Origin of the sequence: Streptomyces sp. NPDC019937 (assembly GCF_040631655.1) — a bacterium.
Taxonomy (GTDB): domain Bacteria; phylum Actinomycetota; class Actinomycetes; order Streptomycetales; family Streptomycetaceae; genus Streptomyces.
In genome coordinates this window covers 1-18,625 of record NZ_JBEYAL010000047.1, presented here as the reverse complement: position 1 = coordinate 18,625, position 18,625 = coordinate 1, and the positions used below count along the sequence as shown (strand labels likewise).

Genomic DNA, 18,625 nt, shown 5'->3' with positions numbered 1-18,625 from the left:
ACGCCGCACGAACCGGGGGGAAAGCCACCCATGACCGCACGTGAGCAGCTGGCGGACGCCCGCCTCTACCTGTGCACCGACGCGCGCAAGCGCCAGGGCGACCTGCCGGAGTTCCTGGACGCCGTGCTGGCGGCCGGGGTGGACATCGTCCAGCTGCGGGACAAGGGTATGGAGGCCGCCGAGGAGCTGGACCACCTCGCCGTCTTCGCCGACGCCTGCCGCCGCCACGGCAAGCTGCTCGCCGTCAACGACCGGGCGGACGTCGCCCACGCCTCCGGTGCCGGCGTGCTCCACCTGGGCCAGGGCGACCTGCCGGTCCCGGCGGCCCGCGCCATCCTCGGGGACGGCCCGCTGATCGGCCGCTCCACCCATGCCGAGGCCGAGGTGGACGCGGCCCTCACCGAGCCCGGCGTGGACTACTTCTGCACCGGCCCCTGCTGGCCCACCCCCACCAAGCCGGGCCGCCACGCCCCCGGCCTCTCCCTGGTCCGTCACGCGGCCGCCCGGCGCCCGGACCGGCCCTGGTTCGCGATCGGCGGCATCGACGCGTCGAACCTGGACGAGGTGCTGGAGGCGGGAGCGCGCCGGGTCGTCGTGGTGCGGGCCATCACCGAGGCCGCGGACCCGGGGGCGGCCACGGAAGCCCTGGCGAAGCGCGTGCGAGCAGCAGATGTCCCGTAGGTGTCGGAGGTGAGCCCGGCTCGATGAGTCTGTCCGCATTGCGGACAGGATCCCGGCAAAGCCCCCATAATCACGTCGCCGGGTGGGCGACGGCCACCCGGCTGGCTAACCTTCGCGTATGGCCCTAGGCACCGCTTCCACCAGGACTGATCGAGCCCTTACCGTGCGTGACCTGCTCGCATCCGGCGAGCAGTCGTATTCCTTCGAATTCTCCGCCCCGAAAACGGACAAGGGGCAGCACACGCTGTGGAACGCCATCCGCCGGCTGGAGGCCGTCTCGCCGACCTTCGTCTCCGTGACGTACGGCGCCGGAGGCTCCTCCCGTGAGGGCACCGTTCGCGCCACCGAGCGCATCGCGACCGAAACCACCCTCACCCCGGTCGCCCATCTGACCGCGGTCAACCACTCCCTCGCCGAGCTGCGCAACATCATCGGCCAGTACGCCGGGGCCGGGATCCGCAACATGCTCGCCCTGCGCGGCGACCCGCCCGGCGACCCGATGGCCGACTGGGTCAAGCACCCCGACGGCATCACCTATGCCGCCGAGCTGGTCCGCCTGATCAAGGAGTCGGGAGACTTCTGCGTCGGCGTCGCCGCCTTCCCCGAGATGCACCCGCGCTCGACGGACTGGGACACCGACATCCGTCACTTCGTCGACAAGTGCCGCGCGGGCGCCGACTTCGCGATCACCCAGATGTTCTTCTACCCGGAGGACTATCTGCGGCTGCGCGACCGGGTCGCGGCCTCGGGCTGTACGACACCGATCATCCCTGAGATCATGCCGGTCACGAACGTCAGGCAGATCGAGCGGTTCGCGCAGCTCAGCAACGCCGCTTTCCCGCCGGAGCTGGCCGAGCGCATCCTGGCGGTCAAGGACGACGCGGCGGCTGTACGCTCGATCGGGATCGACTACGCGACAGAGCTGTGCGCGCGGTTGATGGCCGAGGAGATCCCCGGGCTGCACTTCATTACCCTGAACCACTCCACGGCGACGCTGGAAATCTACAAGAATCTGGGACTGCACCAGCGGTCCTGATGACGGCCGCCGAGGGGCAGCCGCACTGAGAGGGGCGGGCATGGGCTGGACGGTCCTCTACATCGCTTTCGGCGTCGTGGCGCTGTGGCTGTTGGGAGAGGTACTGCTGCAGTACAAGGCGCGGCTGCGCTGGCGGCTGCTGGCCTTCGTCGGCTTTCTGGGCGTCGTCGTCGGGGTGCTGATCCCCTCGGTGGTGGTGATCGCCATCGGCGCGATCGCCTTCGCGGTCGGCCAGACCTACGTCACGCTCTCCTTCCGCCAAGGCTTCGAGAAGGGCTGGGCGCTGGACGGCATCCCCGGGGTGCCGGGGCTCGGCCGCGGACGCGAGCGCGGACCCGGTCCGGGGCCGGACGATCCGGAGCCCGAGCCGGTGCTCCAGGTCTCGGACCTGGAGGACGTCCAGGTCTCCCGGCCCGAGCCGCCCACCTACCGGCCGGAGCCGCTGCCGGACGACACCAGCGAATACGGCGTCTACGAGGAGCCGTCCCCGTTCACCCCCGCCTCCGGCGCCTACGCCGACCCGAACGCCGGCTACAGCGGGTACGAGACGTACGCCGGGTACGGCGCGCAGGACGGCCAGGGCGCTCAGGGCCAGGGCCAGGGCTACGGCGACGTGGGCTACGGCCAGGGCCAGGACGTGTACGCGGACGCCGGGCAGTACGGCTACCAGGACCAGGCGTACGCGGGCTACCAGCAGGACCCCTACGCCGCTTCCTACGACCAGCAGTCCTATGGTCAGCAGCAGCCCTACGGGCAGGCCCAGTACCCCGACCCGTACGCGGGCTACCAGCAGGACCCGTACGCCGCCGGTGCGTACGGCGGCGACCACTACGCGGCGGACGCCTCGTACGGCTCCCCGCAGCAGTACCCCCCGGGCGCCGACGCGATGGAGCCGGGCGGCTCCTGGGTCCCGCAGCAGCGCGAGGGCGACGCCCCGCCCGGACAGCAGGACCAGCCGCCGTACCCCTACCAGCAGCAGGGCTTCCAGCAGGGATACGACGAGCAGTACCGCTATTAGTTACCGCTTGTGGCGGGGCGCGGACCGGGGGGCGCGGCCCACTACTGTGAGCCGCGCCAGTCCTGGCCCTCGACGATCAGGCCCGCCACCAGCGCCCCCGACATTCCGGCGTGGGCCAGCCCACCGCCCGGATGGGACCAGCCGCCCGCCAGATGGAGACCCGGGAGCCGGGTGAGGTTGGCGGGATGCAGATACCGGCCCCCGGCACCGGCCAGCGCCGGGCCCGGCACGGAGCCGCCCGCGACACCGGTGTCGGCGGCGATGTGGCGGGGGGTGCGGACCTCGCGCCACAGGATCCGGTCCCGCAGCCCCGGTATGGCCGCCTCGGCGGCCGTGATCAGCCGGTCCGCGGTCTGCCCGGCGGCCTCCGCGCCGGTCCAGTCGACCGGTCCGTGCGGGGCGACGACCGCGCTCAGGGTGACGGCCTCGTGGCCGTCGTCCGGGCGGGTCGCGGGATCGTCCGGGCGCAGGACGGTGACGGTGGGGTGAGCGGAGGGCGCGCGCAGGCCGTCGCGGTCGCCGCTGCCCTTGCCCTCGGTTTCGCCGAAGACGGCCGTCAGCTCCGCCGCGCGGTCCGGGGTGTGCACCACGGTCCGGTGCACCGCGTCGTCGGGGCGGCCGCCGCGCAGCGCCAGGAAGACGCTGAGCCGCCCGGGCGGACCGCTGCCGGGCTCCCGCCCGGGCGTCACGTCCTCGCCCTCCCGCCAGGGCTCCTGGCCGCCCAGCAGGGCGGGCAGCAGCGCCGGGTCGATGCCCGCGACCACCGCGTCCGCCTCGGAGACCGTGCCGTCGGCCAGCTCGACGCCCGCCGCCCGGCCGTCCTTCTCGACGATGCCGGTGACCTCGGCCTCGAAGCAGAACTCCACCTTCCGCTTGCCGCAGCGCTCGTACAGCGCGTCGGCGAGCGCCCGCATGCCGCCGCCGACGTACCAGGTGCCGAAGGTCTGCTCCAGATAGGGCAGCACGGTGGCGCTCGCGGGGGCGGTGCGCGGGTCCAGGCCGTGCGCGAGGGCATGGCTCTCCAGCAGGGCGACGGCCCGCGGGTCCACCAGCTCCCGCCGCGCCACCTCGGCCAGGGTGGGCACCCCCGGACGGCCGCGGCCGCGCGCGAAGAGCCCGCCGAGCCGGCCACGCCGCACCGGGGCCGCCGGATACGGATCGCCGCCCAGCCACTGCCAGTCGGTGCGCAGCGGCTCCTCCAGCAGCGGTCTGCGGGTGGCGTCCCACGCCTCGCGCGCCCGGTTGACCAGGTCGCTCCAGCGCTCGCCCGCGCCCGCGCCGAAGGCGCCGTCCAGGGCCCGGAGCACCCCGGCGCGCGAGGCGTTGGGCAGCAGGACGTCCGTGCCGTCGGCGAAGAGATGCCGCGCCGCCGGGTCGACCTGGGTGAGCCGGACGGTCTGCTCCAGGGTCTCCTTGCCGGTCTTCACGAACAGGTCCCGGTAGACGGCGGGCAGCCGCAGCAGCCCCGGGCCCGTGTCGAACCGGAAGCCGTCCCGCTCGAACAGCCCCACCGCGCCGCCGTGGGTCCGGCCGCGCTCGTACACCACCACCCGGTGGCCCGCGACGGCCAGCCGGGCGGCAGCCGCCATGGCGCCCATCCCGGCGCCGATCACCGCAATCCGTGCCATGCCAGTGACTTTATCCGGCCCCACCGACAGCCCCGCGCTCGTCCCCAGGCGAACGCTGGGCAGATGCGCGCGGACTGAGTACCCGTACCTAGTCGCCGAGATGAGTAGGCGCGCGGATGGGCGGCGACCCCCGTGAACGAGAGAGTGGAGCACACGGAAGGGGCGCGGACCTGACCGCCGACACGGGGCGGCGGTACGGCACGGTGACCCTTCCGGACGGGGGAGCCGCCGGGGAATGTGCCCCGGGGGCTCTCACGGGGGAAACACGGGGGAAAATACGGGGGAAGTACGGGGGGAGGCGCTGTTCCGAGGCGGGTCGATGGGGGTCGAACCGCTCCGGAACAGCGCCTTCTGTTTCCCTCGGGCGACCGTCCGGCGGCTGCCGTACGGTGGCGTCAGCCCGGGGCCGGCGCCCCCTTGGCCAGGGCTCCGCCCACCCGGCCCTGCAGCAGCCGGGACAGGGCGGCGTGGACGTCGTCCAGCGACCGCTCCGGCTGGTAGGACTGCCAGTCGAGCGCGGCCACCAGCACCATCCCGAACAGCGCCGAGGCGGTCAGCGGGATGTCGATGTCGTCGCTCAGCTCCCGCGCCGCCACCCCGGCCCGCAGCTCGGTCTCGATCACCGCTATGGCCTGCTGCCTGACCATCATCAGCGTCGACTGCCAGACCCGGTTGGTGCGCCACAGCTCGGCCACGTACAGCTGGGTCAGGGCCGGATAGCGGGAGATGAAGTGCAGCCCGGCCCGGACCATGGCGTCCAGCGCGTCCACATGGCTGCCGCCGCGCTCGGCGTTCTCGTCGGCGGCGTTCTGCAGCGAGGCGGTCAGCAGCTCGACGCCGTGCCGCAGCAGCTCCTCGAAGAGCACGGTCTTCGACGCGAAGTTGTAGTACACCGTGCCCTTGGCCACCCCCGCCCGCTCGGCGATCTCGTCCACGGTGGTGGAGGAGAAGCCCTGTTCGGCGATGAGGGTGACCGCTGCCTCGAAGAGTTTCTGCCGGGTGCCCTGGCGGCGCGTGCTGCTGTCCATGGCGCCGATTCTGCCCGCTGCCGGAGTGGTCCCGCTCACAGGGCGCTCACAGGCCCGGCCGCTCACGGACCCGGCCCGCACGGACGCGGCCTTCAGGGACGCGCCCCTCACAGGGACAGCTCCGGGTGCAGCCGGTCGACCGACCATACCTGCCTGCGCCGCGCCGACCACGCGGTGAGCGCGAGCGCGGCCGCGCCGAAGCCGATCAGCACCCCGCACGCGACCCACACCGGGCCGGGGCCGCCGCCCGTGATCAGCCGCCGCAGCCCGTCCACGACGTAGCTCATCGGCAGGAACGGGTGGATGGCGTTGAAGAACCGGGGGCTGGTCTGCACCGGATAGGTGCCGCCCGCCGAGGTCAGCTGGAGCATCAGCAGCGCCAGTACGAGGATCCGCCCGGCCGGTCCGAAGCGGGCGTTCAGCCACTGCACGATCGCCGCGAAACAGGCCGCCACCAGCATCAGGAATCCGATCGTGCCCGCGGCCCGCACCATCTGCAGCCCCATCGCCCAGTGCAGCACGGACATCAGGGCCGCCGTCTGCAGCGCGCCGATCGCGGCGACCGGCAGCCATCCGGCGAGCGCGACGCGCCAGGAGGAGGCCCCGGCGGCGACCGCCCGGGCGTTGAGCGGCGGGATCAGCATGTAGGCCACCATCGCGCCGACCCACAGGGACAGCGGGATGAAGTACGGGGCGAAACCGGTGCCGTAGTTGGGCGCCTTGTGCAGCGCCTGGCCGGCGAGCTGGACGGGGTCCGCCATCACCCCCGTACGGGCGTCCCGGTCGTGCTTGTCGTACGCGGGGATCTTCCCGGCGCCGTCGTGCAGCCCACCGGCGAGCGTGCCGGAGCCGTCGGCCAGCTTGACCAGCCCGCCCTTCAGGGAGGTCGACCCGGTGCGCAGCTTCCCGATACCGCTGTCGAGGGTGGACGCCGCGCCGTGGGCGGTGGTCAGGCCGCTGTGGAGCTTGCCCGCGCCCTTGGCGACCTTGTGCGCGCCGGAGTTGAGGGCGTTCACCTTCGTGACGGCGGAGTCGAGGTCGGTGCCCAGGTGCGGGGCCTCGTCGGCGAGCAGCTGCGCCTTGTCGTGCAGATCGTTCAGATCGGTTGCGAGGGTGTCGAGTTGTCCGGTGTTGTCCTTGACCAGCTTGTTGACGTCCTCGGCCACGTCGGCGGCGCGGTCGGCCGCGCCCACCGCCTTCTTCAGCGCCGGGCAGCCGGGGGTGGTGGTCACCGGCCCCTCGCAGCGGGTCCGGTAGTCGGCGGCGAGGTCGTCGGACGCCCGACGGGCGTCGGCGGCGGCCGTGGAGGCCTCGTCGGGGAGGTCGTCCAGGTGGCCGGACGCCCGCCGGGAGGCGTCCGCGACCAGCCGGGCGACGTCGCCGATCTCCTTGCCGTGCTTCTTGAGGAACGGACCGGCCTTCTCCGATACGCCGTTCACCGTGTCGGCCAGGGTCTGGGTGCCGTCGGCGACCCCGCCCGCGCCCGTGTCCAGCGTTCCGGCGCCCTTGTTGAGCTTGCTCAGCCCGGACGCCAGGCCGTGGCTGCCCTTCTTCGCCGTGCCCAGGCCCTTGGCGAGGTCACCGGCGGCCGTCCTGGCCTTGCCGATGCCCTGGCCGAGCTGGTCGGCGCCCTTGGCGGCCTTCTCGGTCTGGCCGTGGATGTCCGCGAAGGAGACGAAGATGTTGTCGTAGAAGCCCCGGGACGCCTTGGCGGAGGCCGCGGCGCGCACCTCGGAGAAGACGCTGCGGGAGATCTGGCCGACGATGTAGTTGTTGGCGTCGTTGGTGCGCACTTTCAGGGCGCCCGTCTCCGGGCTCGCGCCGGAGCTGGAGGCGATGCGCTTGCTGAAGTCCTCGGGCACGGTGAGCGACAGGTAGTACGTGCCGTTCTCGACGCCCTCGCGCGCCTCGGCTGCGCTGGTGCGGTGCCAGTCGAAGCTCTTGCCGCTGTCGAGCAGCCGGTCGGTGAGGTCGTCGCCCGCGGTGAGGTGCTTGCCCTTCACGGTGGCGCCGCTGTCGGAGTTGACGAGCGCGACCGGGATCTTGTCGAGCTTGCCGTACGGGTCCCAGAAGGACCACAGGTAGAGCGCGCCGTACAGCAGGGGCAGCAGGAGCAGGGCGGCGAGCGCCGCCCGGGGCAGCTTCCCCCTGCCGAACCGCTTCAGCTCAAGCGCGGCCAGTTTCGGCGAGCGCATCCGCCGCCCCCTCCTCGTCGTCCCCGTGGTCGTCGTCGTGCTCGTTGTCCTGGGCGTCGATCCGGGCGTCCGCGGCGGTCGAGACCACCACGGCGCCCTCCGGGGCCCGGCTGCACACCGCGAGGACCGTGATGCCGCTCCCCGCGATCTCCCGCAGCAGCGTCCAGGCGCGCTCGCGTTCGGCGTCCGTGAGCTTCAGGTCGGTGTCGTCCACGGCCAGCAGGCGCGGCCGGGAGATCAGCGCCAGTGCCACCGACAGCCGCAGCGCCTCCAGCCGCTCCAGGTCCCGTACGGCCGTACGCGCCCCCTTGGGCAGCGCCTCCGGGTCGAGCCCCGCCGCCGCGAGGGCCGCCTCGATCGCGGCCCGGGAGGCGGTCGCGCGCTCCCGTCGCGGCCGCAGCAGCCCGCGCGTCGGGTCCCCGAACCGGCGCTGGAGCAGGGCCCGCTCGCGCAGGTGCTCGGCGACCGTCAGCGCCGGGTCGAGTTCGGTGACGCCCGGCACATGGGCGAGCGCGCTGATGCGACGTATATGGCGCATCTGCCGGGGAACCCGGAAGCCGCCGACGGCGGCTTCCCCGGTGGTGGGGCGCATCCGGCCGGTGAGGGTGAGCAGCAGACAGGTGCGGCCGGAGCCCGAGGGGCCCTCGACCGCGATCAGTGCTCCGGGGTCCGCGGTGAGGGCGACATCGCGATACGCCCAGCCGTGTGAGCCCTTGACGCCGAGTCCGCCGGCCGTCACCGCCGCTCCGGCGCCCCCGTCCGGGGTGCCCGTCACGTGAACCACTCCCTGTGTGAATCATCAAGTTTTTGAACTGACCAGTCAGTCCAATTCAGTATGCGGGATCAGTGAACGGGTATCCGCACCGGGTGGTGTGAGAGCCGAAAGACGCAGGTCAGGGCCGATTGTCAGTGGTCTGCCCCACGATGGGCCCATACGGCGGCCGCTGTGTCTTTCGGCCCGGCCGCCACGCGACGACAGGAGGTTCGTCATGGCCAGTACCGCCGCAGAGCGCCGGCACCGTGCCGCCGCCCCTGCCCCTACCCCTGCCCCTTCGCCGACTGGCCCCGCGAGCGATGTCCACCCCGTTCTGCGCCGCTCCGCGGCCCCGCCCGCCGCACTCGACCTGCTGACCCAGGCCCACCAGGGGCTGGAGGAGGCCGCCGTGCTGGAAACCGCGAACGAGCGGTTCGCCACCGCGCATCTGGCGGCCCTGCGCACGGCGGCCGCCGTGCTCGCCGCGCGGGGGCGCCCCGAGACCACGGCCCGCCGCCGCGCCCGCATCCGCAGCACCTGGGACGTGCTCCCGGAGGTCGCCCCCGAACTGACCGAGTGGAGCGCGCTGTTCGCCTCCGGCGCCGAGCGCCGGGCCCGCGCCGAGGCGGGTATAGCGGGCGCGGCCACCTGCCGGGACGCGGACGATCTGCTGCGCGCCGCCGCCATGTTCCTGCGGCTGGTCGAGCGGATGCTGGTGCTCCAGCCCGCGCTGCCCCGGCAGACCCCGCCGGCGGGCGGCGGGCCGGGCCACTGAAAGCACCACCGGACCGGCCCGGGCTCCGGAGGCAATAGGCTGGGATCGACGTCAGTAACCCGTCGTCGCCGCCCCGTGCGGCGGCGGCACCGCGCCGAGGAGCCACCCGCCGTGTCAGACCCGCAGCGCCCCCGTGCGTCCCTCCGTACCGCCGTGGTGTGGGAGGTCCTGAAAGACGCCCTGGAACGGCGGGCCAAGGCCGCGGGCCGGGAGCCGGGGGCGGCCGAGGGAGCCGAGCACGGGGCGCACGGGGCGCTCGACGTGCTCGACACCGGGGGCGGCAGCGGGAACTTCGCCGTGCCGGTCGCCCGGCTGGGCCACCGCGTCACGGTCGTCGACCCCAGCCCCAACGCGCTGTTCGCGCTGGAGCGGCGGGCCGCAGAGGCCGGGGTCGCCGACCGGGTGCGCGGCGTCCAGGGCGACGCCCACGGCCTGTTCGACGTGGTCGAGCGCGGAGGTCACGACGTGGTCCTGTGCCACGGCGTGCTGGAGTACATGGACGACCCCGCCGAGGGCCTGCGGAACGCGGCGGACGCGCTGCGCCCGGCCGGGACCCTCAGCGTGCTCGCCGCGGGGCTGGGCGGCGCCGTGCTGGCCCGCGCCCTGGCCGGACACTTCACCGAGGCCCGGCAAGCGCTGACCAGCCCGGAGGGGCGCTGGGGCGACGGCGACCCGGTGCCGCGCCGCTTCACCTCCGACCAGCTGTCCGAGCTGGTCGCCGCGGCCGGGCTGGAGATCGCCGCGGTGCACGGCGTACGGGTCTTCGCCGACCTGGTGCCCGGAGTGCTGGTCGACACCGAGCCCGGCGCCCTCGACGCGCTGCTGCGGCTGGAGGAGGCCGCCGCCGAGCTGCCCGCCTTCCACTCGGTCGCCACCCAGCTCCACGTCCTCGCCGAGCGCGACTGACGGCCCCGCTCGACGCCGCCTCGATCCGCGCCCCGTTCCGCCCCCCGTTCCTTCCCCGTTCCGCGCCCGTCGCGTGACGGACGGCGCAGGTGGAGTAGGCCACAGGGCCCCCGCGCGGCCGTCCGGCCCCGTATGATCGGGGTACACCGTCCGGCATGGCGAATCGGCGGGAGGGGAATGGACGTCTCAGCGCCAAGTTTCGTCACACACCTAACGGTGGGCGAATTGGCGCTGAGGGGCGGGTTTCACGGGGGCGATTCCCTGCCTATCCTGAAAGGGTCGCACCCCGGTCGCCCCCCGCGACCGACGAGTAGGAGGACTCCGTGCCGCTCTCGGAGCACGAGCAGCGCATGCTCGAGCAAATGGAGCGAGCGTTGTACGCCGAAGATCCCAAGTTCGCGACAACGCTTGAGGGAAGCGGCCTGCGCACGTACACCCGGCGACGGGTCTACCAGGCGGTCGCGGGATTTCTGGTCGGCATCGCGCTCCTGATGGTCGGAGTGATCGTTCCGCAGATCTGGATCAGCGTGGTGGGCTTCCTCATCATGCTGGGATGTGCGGTGCTCGCCGTGACGGGCTGGCGCAAGGCGCCCAAGCCGGGCGAGGCACAGCGGGCAGGAGGCGGGGCCGGACCACCCCGTCGTCAGGGCCGCCAGCGCCGCTCCATGATGGACCGCATCGAGGAGCGGTGGCAGCGCCGCCGCGACGAGCAGGGTCACTGACCTGACCCCCGGGGGCCCTGGCCGCAGCGGGCCCACCGGCTGAGAACTCACGGGTGAGGGGCGGTCGCCACCGGCGACCGCCCCTCACCCATGTCCCGGGCCGTATCACGCACCACCTCGCACCGGAGCCGTATCCCGCACCAACCGTCCTCGCACCGGGTCACCGGTCCGTCCCGCGGCCCGGACCCCGCGGCGCGCGGCCGGTCGCTCGGGCGGCCTCCCGGCCCCCGGGAGGCCGCTTGGGAGGCCGCTCGTGAAACCGGCCGGCTCAGCCCCGCTCGCCGCGGGGCCCTCGGAGCTGGGCCGCCCATCGGGCCCACCGCGGCGCTCCCCACCGCTCGGTCAGCGCGGACCAGCGCCGCGAGGCCGCCCACACCAGCTGGACCGCCGAGCGCGGGGCCAGCAGCGCCCGCAGCCGCTCCCGGCGCCCGGCCCCGGCCTGGAGACCGGCCAGGACCCGCCGCACATCGTCTGCGACCCCGGGGACCGGCCGTGGCCGTGGCGCGTACAGCACCTGCTCCACGGCAGCGGCCACCCGCTGCGCCGCCTGGCTCGCCTCGTCGTCCAGCTCGGTGAGCCGCGCGATCCGGGCCACGGCCTTGCGGGAGGTCTGCGAGTCGTCCGGCATGACGCCGAAGTCCCAGGCCGAATCGACCAGTTCGTGCCAGGCGGCCAGGATCCGGTCGGTGGCGTCCTGCTCGGTGCGCCCGCCGGAGCCGTCCAGTCTGCGGGCCCGGATCCGCCGCCGCCACAGCATGGGCAGCAGCGGCACCCCGAGCAGCAGCACCGCCAGCGACGTCCAGCTGGTGACCGTGGTCACCGACAAGCCGCCGCCCGAGGCGCCGTCGCCGGGCTGCTGGGCCGCGGCGGCCTCGCAGCCGCCCTGCTTCCGCAGCTCCGGTGCGCAGCTGTCCGAGGCGGACGGCGCGGCCGTCGGCTCGGAGCTGGTGCTCGGCTCGGCCGTCGGCTCGTCCGGGACCTCGCCCGACGGGGTCTGCTCCATCGTGTAGTCGGGCTGGGTGCCACGGCTCGGGGTGGGCTCGAAGCGGGTCCAGCCGACCCCCTCGAAGTACAGCTCGGGCCAGGCGTGGGCGTCCTTGAGCCCGACCGACACCGAGCCGTCCGCCTGCGAGGTGCCGGGGGTGAACCCGACGGCCACCCGCGCCGGGATGCCCAGCGTCCGGGCCATCGCCGCCATGGAGAAGGAGAAGTGGACGCAGAAGCCCGCCTTCTGCTTCAGGAACTTCGCGATGGCGGTCGAACCGCTGCCGGACTGCACCTCGGTGTCGTACCGGAAGCCCCCGTTCACCGCGAACCAGTCCTGGAGCTTGACCGCCTTCTGGTACGCGTTGGACGCGCCCGCGGTCACCTCGCGCGCGGTCCGGGCGACCACGGGCGGCAGCGAATCCGGCACCTTCGTGTACTCGCGCTGCAGCCGCGGCGGCGGTGGCGGGGCGCCGGCCAGCTGGTCGGCGGTCGGCTCGACCAGCAGGCTGGTGACCCGGTAGCGGGCGCCCCGGGTGGTCTGGCCGCGGTCGCCGACGAGCGTGCGGCCCTCCGGTTCGTACCGCCAGCGCCCGTCGATCTGCACCCTGTCGGCCGGGTAGGGGAGCGGCAGCCAGTTCTGCGCATACCACTCGGCGGCCGAGATGGACGTGTCCACGGAGGTGGTCCGGACCGCGGGACCGAGGCCCGTCGGCGATGGCAGCCGGCTCGGCACATCGGTGACATGCCGCTCCGAGGACTTCCACGAGGCGCCGTCGAACTTGTCGAGCGCCACGATCCGCAGATACATGTCCTGGGTGGTCTGCGAGGAGGTGCGATACCGCAGCACCTCCCGGTTCTCCGGCTGGTTCAGGCTGTCCTGCAGCGACACCAGCGGATTCACCGCCGAGATGGTGCCGCCCCCGCCGCCCGGCCCGCCGCCGCTGCCCTGCCGGTCCAGCAGCCCGCCGTCCAGCGACGGCAGCACCGCGGGCACCGCGACCGCGATGCCCAGGGCCAGCACGCCGATGCGGTGGCCCGCCCGGACCGGGGCGGACGCGGGCCCGCCCCCGGCCCCGGCCAGGCCCGAGGGCGGCATACCGGGCGCACGCGGGGCGCCGCCGCTGAAGACGCGGCCCCACTGGGAGAGCCGGTCCCGGCCCTCGGCCAGGAGCAGCAGCAGATAGCCGGCCGCGGCCACCAGGAACCACAGCCAGTCGCTTCCGTCGTCCGACAGGCCCGCCGCGACCGAGTACAGCGCCAGCAGCGGCAGCCCGGCCGGGGCCGCGCTGCGGTACGTCACCGCGAGCGCGTCGACCACCAGCCCTATCAGCAGCACCCCGCCGATCAGCAGCAGCCGGATGCCGTCGGTGACCGGCGCCGGGGTCGCGTACTGCCCGACGTCGCTGGTGCCCTCGCGCAGCAGCAGCGCGAACTCATGGAGGGCCTGCGGGCTGGGCAGCACCCCGGCGAACGCCTGCCCGGACGTGAAGACGACCGTGAGCAGCAGCGTCATCACCACGCCCTGCGCCGCCACCGTCAGCGGACGGGCCAGCGGCACGCGGCGGGCGGCCACGCCCGCCGTGCTCTGGACCGCCAGCAGCAGGACGGCCTGCAGCAGCCAGCCGGCCGGATTCACCAGCGGCAGCAGCGCGCACGCGGCCGCGGCCGTGGCCAGCGCCGCGCAGACGGCCAGCCGAACGCTCCCACTCATCCCCAGCTCCCTGTCATGCCGCCGCCCGCACGCCCGGCGTCGGCCCGGATGGCGCCCTGCCCGTCGGCCTGCCGCCACAGCTCCGCCATCGAGGCGCCCGGGGCGACCGGCAGCGCCGTCCACCCCGCTTCGCGCAGCCTCCGCAGCCCGTCCTCCCGCTGCCGCGGGTCGGCGGGCTCCATCCCCCGCGACCAGGCCGGGCCGTCCATGACGAACGCCACCGCCGCCGTGGAGCGGTGCCGCATCCGCCCGACGAGCGCCGCCTGCGCCTCGTCCAGGTCGCCCAGGAAGGCCACCAGCAGGCCCTCGCCCCCGCCGCCCAGCACGTCGTACGCGAGGGAGAGCCCGTCCTCGTCGGAGTGGTCCACCACCGCGAGGGTGTCCAGCATCAGCCCGGCCGTCTCCGCCGAGTCATGCGTGGAACCGGTGAATCCGCCTCCGCCGTCCGGGCCGGGCACCGAACTTCCGGTGTCGGTCAGCAGCCGGACCGCGTAGCCCCGCTCCAGCAGGTGCACCGCGGCCGAGGCCGCGCCGCACACCGCCCACTCGAAGGGCGAGTCGGGTCCCCCGCCCTCGTAGGCGCAGCCCCGGGTGTCCAGCAGCACCGTGCAGTGGGCGCGCCGCGGCTGCTCCTCCCGGCGCACCATCAGCTCCCCGTAGCGCGCGGTGGACCGCCAGTGCACCCGGCGCAGGTCGTCGCCGTGGCGATAGCCGCGCGGGATCACATCGTCCTCACCGGCCAGGGCCAGCGAGCGGTGCCGCCCGTCCCCGTACCCCGCGGCCTCGCCGGTCAGCGGTATCGCGGGCAGCGGCTCGACCCGGGGTACCACGGTGAGCGTGTCGTAGGCGCTGAAGGCGCGGGTCAGCTCGCACATCCCGAACGGGTCGTTCAGCCGCAGCTGCAGCGGGCCCAGGGGATAGCGGCCGCGCAGATCGGAGCGGACCCGGTAGGACACCTCGCGGCGGCCGCCCGGCTCCACCCGGTCCAGGACGAAGCGGGGGCGCGGCCCCAGCACATACGGCACCCGGTCCTGGAGCATGAGCAGCCCGGTGGGCAGCCGCGAGACGTTGTCCATGCGCAGGTGCACCCGGGCCTCGGAGCCCGCCGGGACCCGCGCGGGCGCGAGCCGGCGGCTGCCCGCCACCCGGTACCGGGTGCGGTGGACGACGGCCACGCACACCAGGGGCAGCGCCGCCAGCAGCAGCCCCACCCGCAGCAGATCGGCCTGGCCCAGCACATAGCTGCACACCGCGGCGGCGATCCCGGCGGCCAGGAAGGAGCGGCCGCGGGTGGTCAGCCCGGCGAGCGCCGCCCGGATCGTGCCCCGGTCCTCCTCGCCCGCGGCGCTCCCGGGGACCGCGCCCGTCCCCCCTGTGGTCATCACAGCCTCCGTGCGCCCGGCTGCTGCCCGTAGTCGACCGGGGGCATGGGGGGCACCGGAGGCACGTGTCCGCCGGTCCGCTGCGAGGAGGTGGGCACCGGGGTGCGCTGCAGGATGTCCCCGACGACCTGCTCCGAGGTGCGCCGGTTCAGCTGCGCCTGGGCGGTGGGCAGCAGCCGGTGGGCCAGCACCGGGACGGCGAGCGACTGCACATCGTCGGGGAGGGCGAAGTCCCGCCCGGCCAGCGCGGCCGCCGCCTTGGCCGCCCGCAGCAGATGCAGGGTGGCCCGGGGCGAGGCGCCGAGCCGCAGATCGGGGTGGTTGCGGGTGGCGGACACCAGGTCCACCGCATACCGCCGGATGGCCTCGGCGACGTGCACCGAGCGCACCGCCTCGACCAGCTTGACGATCTCGTGGGCGTGCGCGACCGGCTGCATGTCGTCCAGCGGGGAGACCCCGCCGTGCACGTCCAGCATCTCCAGCTCCGCCTGCGGGCTGGGATAGCCGATGGAGACACGCGCCATGAAGCGGTCGCGCTGCGCCTCGGGCAGCGGATAGGTGCCCTCCATCTCGATGGGGTTCTGGGTGGCCACCACCATGAAGGGCCCGGGCAGTTCGTAGCTCTTGCCGTCGATGGTGACCTGGCGCTCTTCCATCGATTCAAGGAGCGCGGACTGGGTCTTGGGCGAGGCGCGGTTGATCTCATCGCCGATGACGATCTGGGCGAAGATCGCGCCCGGCTTGAACTCGAACTCCTTGCGCTGCTGGTCGTAGATGCTCACCCCGGTGATGTCCGACGGCAGCAGGTCGGGGGTGAACTGGATACGGCGCACCGAGCAGTCGATGGACCGCGCGAGCGCCTTGGCGAGCATGGTCTTGCCCACGCCGGGGACATCCTCGATCAGCAGATGTCCCTCGGCGAGCAGTACGGTCAGCGAAAGCCGTACGACCTCGGGCTTGCCCTCGATCACACCCTCCACCGACCGGCGGACCCGCTCCGCTGTGGTGGTCAGATCGCTGAGGCTCGCTCGTTCGTCATAGGTCGTCACCCGGCCCTCCTCGGCCCGTTCTCAGGGCCGAGTGTCCACCAAGGACGGACCGGCCCACCGCAAACGCTGGCACCGGCCCCCGCGGGTTGCGGGGGACGATGTCATCTACGCATTCTTGCGGTCTTCGCCGTCTCGCGTCACTCGGCTGTGGATAACCCGGGGTTATTTGTCACGCTTGTACGAGTTAGGGGTGAAAATCCACTCAGCCGCGCGGCTCGACCTCGCGCAGCAGACCGGTCGTCACATCGAAGACGAAGCCCCGCACGTCGTCGCGGTGGAGCAGGAACGGCGAGGTGCGCACCCGCTCGATCGACTGGCGTACGTCGGCGTCCAGGTCCTTGAAGCACTCGACCGCCCACGACGGCCGCTGGCCCACTTCCTCCTCCAGCTCGTGCCGGAAGTCCTCGGTGAGGTTCAGCAGACCGCAGCCGGTGTGGTGGATCAGCACGACGCTGCGGGTGCCCAGCGCGCGCTGGCTGATGGTCAGGGAACGGATGATGTCGTCGGTGACCACACCGCCCGCGTTGCGGATGGTGTGGCAGTCGCCCAGCTCCAGGCCGAGCGCCTCGTGCAGATCGAGACGTGCGTCCATGCAGGCGACGATGGCGACGTGCCGCACGGGGCGCGCGTCCATACCGGGGTCGGTGAAGCTGGCGGCGTACTGACGGTTGGCCTCGACGAGCTGGTCGGTGACCGAGCCGGCGGTGCCGGCGGCGTTGTCGGAGGACTGGGGCAACGGCTGCGACGCAGATATCGACATGGCTATGACCCTAATCCCACCAGGAGATTTTGTCTTTTCTTTAGGTTGCGCAAACGAGGGCATCAGGTGCTCCGAAGGAGTGATTGTGAGCCACTCCACACCTCCGCGCGCCCCTTCACGACGTCCTCGGACGGAACCGTTCCGCTCCGGTCCACTCCGTCGGCGGGGCGCGCTGGCCGGTTGGTTGACCGAGGGGACGAGTGGACTAAAGTGGCGCGAAGTGGGAGGCGTGACGCTCCCCTTGGATCCCGGAATTTTTCGCGTGAGCGCGGTGCGTACGTACCCCTCGGCCTCCTCCCGCTCCGGCCGCCTGACGTCACTTCCCCGGCGCCAGTCGGCCGCTTCCCCTTCGAGCGGGTGGGGACCCGGCGGTGCGTACCCGCCACGCCCGACCCTCAGAAGGGCGCACGAGCAGCGCAATGAGCAGCAACGCTCTCCACGTTCCCGTCATGCTTCAGCGCTGCCTGGACATGCTGGCCCCCGCCCTCGCCGAACCCGGCGCGGTGGTGGTCGACTGCACGCTCGGCCTCGGGGGGCACAGCGAGGCGCTGCTGCGCAGCTTCCCCGCGGCCCGGCTCATCGCCCTCGACCGCGACCCCGACGCGCTCCGGCTGGCCGGTGAGCGCCTGGCCCCCTACGGCGACCGGGCGACCCTGGTGCACGCCGTCTACGACGAACTGCCCGAGGTCCTGGACGGGCTCGGCGTGCCGCGCGTCCAGGGTGTCCTGTTCGACCTCGGCGTCTCCTCCATGCAATTGGACGAGGCCGAGCGCGGCTTCGCCTACGCGCAGGACGCCCCGCTGGACATGCGGATGGACCAGACGACGGGCATCGGCGCCGCCGAGGTGCTGAACACCTATCCGCCGGGCGACCTGGTGCGCATCCTGCGGACGTACGGCGAGGAGAAGTTCGCCAAGAAGATCGTGGACGCGGTGGTCCGGGAGCGCGACAAGGAGCCGTTCAGCAACAGCGCCCGGCTTGTCGAGCTGATCCGCGAGGCCCTGCCGCAGGCCGCCAAGCGCACCGGCGGCAACCCCGCCAAGCGCACCTTCCAGGCACTGCGCATCGAGGTCAACGGCGAGCTGGCGGTCCTGGAGCGGGCCGTTCCGGCGGCCGTGGCAGCGCTCGCGGTGGGCGGGCGGATCGCCGTGCTGTCGTACCACTCGCTGGAGGACCGGCTGGTCAAGCGGGTGCTGGCGGCCGGCGCCGCCAACACCGCGCCGCCCGGTCTGCCGGTCGTCCCGGAGCGCTATCAGCCCCGGCTCAAGCTGCTCACCCGCGGCGCCGAGCTGCCCACCGAGGAGGAGATCGCCGAGAACCGCCGCGCCGCCCCGGCCCGTTTCCGCGGAGCGGAGCGCATCCGCGAGGACGCCCTGTGAGCGGGGCCGGGGTCAAAGGGCCGGGGCCCAAGCGGCTGGCGAAAGGGGCGGAGCCGGGCGCGGTCACGGCCCGGCGCGCGCCCTTCGTGCTGCTCGTCGTCGTCCTGCTCGGCTCCGGCCTGATCGTGCTGCTGCTGCTGAACTCCTCCCTCAACCAGGGCTCGTTCGAGCTGAGCAACCTGGAGAAGCAGACCGACGAGCTGAGCGACGAGCGCCAGTCGCTCCAGCAGGAGGTCGACCAGCTCTCCGCCCCCGGTGCGCTGGAGCAGCGCGCCCGGGAGCTGGGCATGGTGCCCGGCGGCAGCCCCGCCTTCCTCAACCCGGACGGCACCGTGGCGGGGGTGCCCGCCCCCGCCACCGGGCAGCCCTCGGTGGCGCACGCCCCCGGCCCGCTGCCCCCGCTCGTGCTGGACCCCACCCCGGCGGCCTCCACCCCGGCGCCCGCACCGGCCCCGGCCGCGGTGCCGTCGGCGGGCCCCCCGACCCCGGCGGCCGGCACCGGCGGCCCCACCACCCCGGCCCCTGGCAGGTGACACGGTGACGCGACCCCAGGACCCCCGCCGGCGGGTGCCCGGCCCGGCGGCACCGCGCGGCGACCGCGACCGCCGCCCGAG

16 protein-coding genes are annotated in these 18,625 nt (G+C 73.6%); 8 read left to right on the top strand and 8 right to left on the bottom strand.

The genetic code is table 11. The features are described from left to right. Positions 1-30: 30 nt before the first annotated feature. The 3 genes from thiE (at position 31) to ABZ562_RS34705 (ending at position 2,735) form a co-directional block, all read left to right on the top strand. Complete coding sequence (gene thiE, locus ABZ562_RS34715; protein WP_361487574.1) at positions 31-681, top strand: thiamine phosphate synthase; 651 nt, start codon at positions 31-33, stop codon at positions 679-681. Positions 682-799: 118 nt separating this feature from the next. Further along, positions 800-1,717 (top strand): methylenetetrahydrofolate reductase [NAD(P)H], encoded by a 918-nt coding sequence (metF, locus tag ABZ562_RS34710; protein WP_361487572.1) that lies wholly within the window; start codon positions 800-802, stop codon positions 1,715-1,717. A gap of 40 nt (positions 1,718-1,757) precedes the next feature. Beyond that, the gene (locus ABZ562_RS34705) at positions 1,758-2,735 is read left to right on the top strand and encodes a hypothetical protein (protein WP_361487570.1); all 978 of its coding nucleotides are present in this window, start codon (positions 1,758-1,760) and stop codon (positions 2,733-2,735) included. Positions 2,736-2,776: 41 nt separating this feature from the next. Here ABZ562_RS34705 and ABZ562_RS34700 read toward each other — a convergent pair whose 3' ends face one another. From ABZ562_RS34700 to ABZ562_RS34685, 4 genes are all read right to left on the bottom strand, one after another. Further along, entirely contained in the window at positions 2,777-4,363 is a 1,587-nt protein-coding gene (locus tag ABZ562_RS34700; protein ID WP_361487568.1) for an NAD(P)/FAD-dependent oxidoreductase, read from the bottom strand. Positions 4,364-4,758: 395 nt separating this feature from the next. Continuing rightward, positions 4,759-5,391, bottom strand: coding sequence for a TetR/AcrR family transcriptional regulator (locus ABZ562_RS34695; RefSeq protein ID WP_361487565.1), 633 nt, complete (start codon positions 5,389-5,391; stop codon positions 4,759-4,761). A gap of 107 nt (positions 5,392-5,498) precedes the next feature. After that, a complete protein-coding gene (locus tag ABZ562_RS34690; RefSeq protein WP_361487562.1) occupies positions 5,499-7,586 on the bottom strand; it encodes a YhgE/Pip domain-containing protein in 2,088 nt (695 codons plus the stop codon). Next, a complete protein-coding gene (locus ABZ562_RS34685; protein WP_361487559.1) occupies positions 7,558-8,361 on the bottom strand; it encodes an ATP-binding cassette domain-containing protein in 804 nt (267 codons plus the stop codon). The genes ABZ562_RS34690 and ABZ562_RS34685 overlap by 29 nt, the downstream gene beginning before the upstream one ends. Before the next feature lie 214 nt (positions 8,362-8,575). Between ABZ562_RS34685 and ABZ562_RS34680 the strand changes: the two genes are divergently transcribed. The 3 genes from ABZ562_RS34680 (at position 8,576) to ABZ562_RS34670 (ending at position 10,743) form a co-directional block, all read left to right on the top strand. Then, positions 8,576-9,115, top strand: coding sequence for an SAV_6107 family HEPN domain-containing protein (locus ABZ562_RS34680; RefSeq protein ID WP_361487556.1), 540 nt, complete (start codon positions 8,576-8,578; stop codon positions 9,113-9,115). Between the two features lie 111 nt (positions 9,116-9,226). Continuing rightward, on the top strand, positions 9,227-10,021 hold the full coding sequence (locus tag ABZ562_RS34675) for a methyltransferase (RefSeq protein ID WP_361487554.1): 795 nt from the start codon (positions 9,227-9,229) through the stop codon (positions 10,019-10,021). Positions 10,022-10,344: 323 nt separating this feature from the next. Next, a complete protein-coding gene (locus ABZ562_RS34670; protein WP_055556314.1) occupies positions 10,345-10,743 on the top strand; it encodes a DUF3040 domain-containing protein in 399 nt (132 codons plus the stop codon). A gap of 268 nt (positions 10,744-11,011) precedes the next feature. Here the strand turns inward: ABZ562_RS34670 and ABZ562_RS34665 are convergent, their stop codons facing one another. The 4 genes from ABZ562_RS34665 to ABZ562_RS34650 all read right to left on the bottom strand — a co-directional run bounded on the left by ABZ562_RS34665 (position 11,012) and on the right by ABZ562_RS34650 (position 16,632). Further along, positions 11,012-13,441 carry a DUF3488 and transglutaminase-like domain-containing protein gene (locus tag ABZ562_RS34665; RefSeq protein ID WP_361487551.1) on the bottom strand — a complete coding sequence of 810 codons (2,430 nt, stop codon included), beginning with the start codon at positions 13,439-13,441 and terminating at the stop codon, positions 11,012-11,014. Continuing rightward, positions 13,438-14,823 carry a DUF58 domain-containing protein gene (locus ABZ562_RS34660; protein WP_361487549.1) on the bottom strand — a complete coding sequence of 462 codons (1,386 nt, stop codon included), beginning with the start codon at positions 14,821-14,823 and terminating at the stop codon, positions 13,438-13,440. Before ABZ562_RS34660 ends, ABZ562_RS34665 begins: the two co-directional genes overlap by 4 nt. Then, positions 14,823-15,872, bottom strand: coding sequence for a MoxR family ATPase (locus tag ABZ562_RS34655; protein WP_361487547.1), 1,050 nt, complete (start codon positions 15,870-15,872; stop codon positions 14,823-14,825). Before ABZ562_RS34655 ends, ABZ562_RS34660 begins: the two co-directional genes overlap by 1 nt. Before the next feature lie 202 nt (positions 15,873-16,074). Then, a complete protein-coding gene (locus tag ABZ562_RS34650; RefSeq protein WP_361487544.1) occupies positions 16,075-16,632 on the bottom strand; it encodes a carbonic anhydrase in 558 nt (185 codons plus the stop codon). Positions 16,633-17,051: 419 nt separating this feature from the next. On the opposite strand from ABZ562_RS34650, the gene rsmH reads away from it, so the two are divergent. Both rsmH and ABZ562_RS34640 read left to right on the top strand, forming a co-directional pair. Next, positions 17,052-18,011 (top strand): 16S rRNA (cytosine(1402)-N(4))-methyltransferase RsmH, encoded by a 960-nt coding sequence (gene rsmH, locus ABZ562_RS34645; protein WP_361487541.1) that lies wholly within the window; start codon positions 17,052-17,054, stop codon positions 18,009-18,011. Positions 18,012-18,046: 35 nt separating this feature from the next. Continuing rightward, positions 18,047-18,544, top strand: a complete 498-nt coding sequence (locus tag ABZ562_RS34640; RefSeq protein WP_361487672.1) for a septum formation initiator family protein — start codon at positions 18,047-18,049, stop codon at positions 18,542-18,544. Positions 18,545-18,625 lie beyond the last annotated feature (81 nt).

Excerpts from the sequence above, each read along its gene's own strand:
- ABZ562_RS34705 (WP_361487570.1), top strand. The coding sequence starts at position 1,758 with ATGGGCTGGACGGTCCTCTACATCGCTTTCGGCGTCGTGGCGCTGTGG.
- ABZ562_RS34665 (WP_361487551.1), bottom strand. The coding sequence starts at position 13,441 with ATGAGTGGGAGCGTTCGGCTGGCCGTCTGCGCGGCGCTGGCCACGGCC.
- metF (WP_361487572.1), top strand. The coding sequence starts at position 800 with ATGGCCCTAGGCACCGCTTCCACCAGGACTGATCGAGCCCTTACCGTG.
- rsmH (WP_361487541.1), top strand. The coding sequence starts at position 17,052 with ATGAGCAGCAACGCTCTCCACGTTCCCGTCATGCTTCAGCGCTGCCTG.
- ABZ562_RS34695 (WP_361487565.1), bottom strand. The coding sequence starts at position 5,391 with ATGGACAGCAGCACGCGCCGCCAGGGCACCCGGCAGAAACTCTTCGAG.
- ABZ562_RS34650 (WP_361487544.1), bottom strand. The coding sequence starts at position 16,632 with ATGTCGATATCTGCGTCGCAGCCGTTGCCCCAGTCCTCCGACAACGCC.
- thiE (WP_361487574.1), top strand. The coding sequence starts at position 31 with ATGACCGCACGTGAGCAGCTGGCGGACGCCCGCCTCTACCTGTGCACC.
- ABZ562_RS34660 (WP_361487549.1), bottom strand. The coding sequence starts at position 14,823 with ATGACCACAGGGGGGACGGGCGCGGTCCCCGGGAGCGCCGCGGGCGAG.
- ABZ562_RS34680 (WP_361487556.1), top strand. The coding sequence starts at position 8,576 with ATGGCCAGTACCGCCGCAGAGCGCCGGCACCGTGCCGCCGCCCCTGCC.
- ABZ562_RS34690 (WP_361487562.1), bottom strand. The coding sequence starts at position 7,586 with ATGCGCTCGCCGAAACTGGCCGCGCTTGAGCTGAAGCGGTTCGGCAGG.
- ABZ562_RS34700 (WP_361487568.1), bottom strand. The coding sequence starts at position 4,363 with ATGGCACGGATTGCGGTGATCGGCGCCGGGATGGGCGCCATGGCGGCT.